Genomic DNA, 1625 nt, shown 5'->3' with positions numbered 1-1625 from the left:
GAAGGGGGGACTCCGCAGCGGTCGCAGGGGAAAGCCCTCGCCCTGCAGCGACGTGGCCCGCTCGAGCCTGTCGGTGGGGAAGCCCTTGCCGGCGAGGAACTCGTAGAACCCGAGCACGGCGAGCGACTCGGCGATGATCGTTCTGGCCCCGGAACGCTCCGCCAGCTGCACGGCGCGGCGGGCCCGGGCGGTCGCGGATCGGTGGTGGCCGGAGACCTCGGCCGCCACCGCCAGCTCGAGGTTGATGCTGGCCTGGAGGGACGGATCCTCCCTCGCCTCCCGAAGGGCCCGCTCGGCCAGGGCCGCCGCCGACGAGGCGTCGCGGCGGTGGTAGTGGACCCGGCTGAGGTACAGCAGCGCCTCCGCCCGCATCGGTCCGGTGGAGGCCGCCGCCGCCTCCTGGAGAAGCTCCTCGGCGCGCTCGACCTGGGCCGACTCGAACGCGTAGCGGCCGGCATGGGCCGTCCGCCGGTTGCGCGCCTCGACCCGCTCGGCGGGCGTCAGCGCCCTGGAGAGCTCGGCGAGCTGGGCGGCGGCGTCCGGAGCCCCGTGGGACCGGGCCCGCTGGGCCGCGTCTTCCAGCAACTGCGCCACCGGCTCGTCCGGCCCCTCCGCCGCCAGGGCCAGGTGTCGGGCCCGTTCCTCGCGGTCGGAGGCCACCTCGGCGAGCAGCCGATGCGCCCGCTGGCGTTCCTCCGGTGCCGACCCCGAGTACAGGGCCGTGCCGAGCAGCGGGTTTGAGAACCGGATGCGATCTCCCGAGATCTCGATCACGTCGGCCTGCACCGCGGCCTGCACGTCGTCGCCGAACCCCGGCGGATCCCCAAGCGCCCGCGCGATCGACGTCAGCGTCGGCTGCGGCGAGGCCGAGACGAAAAGGAGTAGCTCGCGGACCGACCTGGACAGCAGGGCGAGCCGTTCGCTCAACAACTCCGCCAGTCGTTCTGGTATCTGGAGTGCCTGCCCGGGCTGGACATCGACCCCGCGTCGCACGAGGGCTCGCGCCAGCTCCAGAGCGAGGAACGGATTCCCACCCGAGGCCTCGTGGAGCTGCACCAGCGCCCAGTGGGGCAATCCCGTCCCGAGCTTGGAGAGAAGGATCCGTCGGAGCACCTCCAGGCCGAGGGGGCGGACCGGCACACGGTAGATCCGCTCCTCCGGCCAGCTCCCGTCCAGACCGAGGGGGCTCGGGACTTCCGCATCCGGAGCGGCTCGCAGGGCAACCACCACCCCGACCGGGACGCGCTCCAGCCGCCGGAGCGCGAACCCGAGCACGCGGGCCGAGGGCGCGTCCAGCCACTGCACGTCATCCACCCCGACGAGCAACGGAGCGGACCGCGCCAAGGCAAGCAGGCTGCCGTGGAACCCGAACGCGACGGCCCTCGGCTCCGGGATCCCCTCGCGGTCGCCTCGCAGCAGGGCCGCTTCCAGCGCCGTCCGCTGCGGCGCCGGTAGGGAGACCACGGCCTGGTCGAAGCCGTCTCGCAACAGGTCGGCCACGGCGGCGAAGGCCAGCGTCGCTTCTGACTCCACGGGTCGTGCCGAGAGCACCCGGAATCCGCGCGCTTGGGCCCGGGAGAGGACCGCCCCCCACAGCGTCGTCTTGCCGATCCCCTCCTCCCCGG

General features: G+C 73.7%; 1 protein-coding gene. It reads right to left on the bottom strand.

The features are described 5' to 3' along the window. A partial coding sequence (locus tag VGW35_17435) for an AAA family ATPase (GenBank protein ID HEV8309446.1) occupies positions 1–1625 on the bottom strand: 1625 nt, incomplete at both ends.

The sequence above is a fragment of the Candidatus Methylomirabilota bacterium genome, from assembly GCA_036005065.1.
GTDB lineage: Bacteria > Methylomirabilota > Methylomirabilia > Rokubacteriales > DASRDR01 > DASYQW01.
This window is presented reverse-complemented; position numbering and strand designations above follow the sequence as displayed.